We start from the raw sequence: 384 nt of genomic DNA, 5'->3' as shown, positions 1-384 counted from the left end.
GGACCGGACCCCGGCGTCGGACGTCCACGCCGCCGAGGCCGAGCCCGGTGGCGGGGAGCAGGAGGCCCCGGTCCGGACCGAGCCGGACGGGCACACGACCGCGGCGCGCGACTCCCGCCCCGCACAGGACGACGCCCCCGGCAAGCCCGGAGCCGTCGGGGCGGATGCCGCCGCGGAGGGGGACACACCTGCGGCGAAGGCGTCCGGCGACGCCCCGGCCGGTGCGCCCGGCCGCGGAACTCCCGCGCCCGAAGCCGTGAGCGCGAAGGGCGGGGCCCCCTCGGGCGGGGAGGTTGCGGACGAGCCCGGTGCGAGTGCCCCGGGCGCCGAGGCACCCGTACGCCGCCCTTCGTGGGCGAAGCGGGACGCCGACCGGCCGGAAGG

General features: G+C 81.2%; 1 pseudogene. It reads left to right on the top strand.

From position 1 onward, the window contains the following. Positions 1 to 384 (top strand): annotated as a pseudogene (locus VR44_RS48545) (hypothetical protein); the annotation flags it as partial.

It is taken from the genome of Streptomyces katrae (assembly GCF_000966975.1).
GTDB classification, from domain to species: Bacteria; Actinomycetota; Actinomycetes; order Streptomycetales; family Streptomycetaceae; genus Streptomyces; species Streptomyces katrae.
This window is presented reverse-complemented; position numbering and strand designations above follow the sequence as displayed.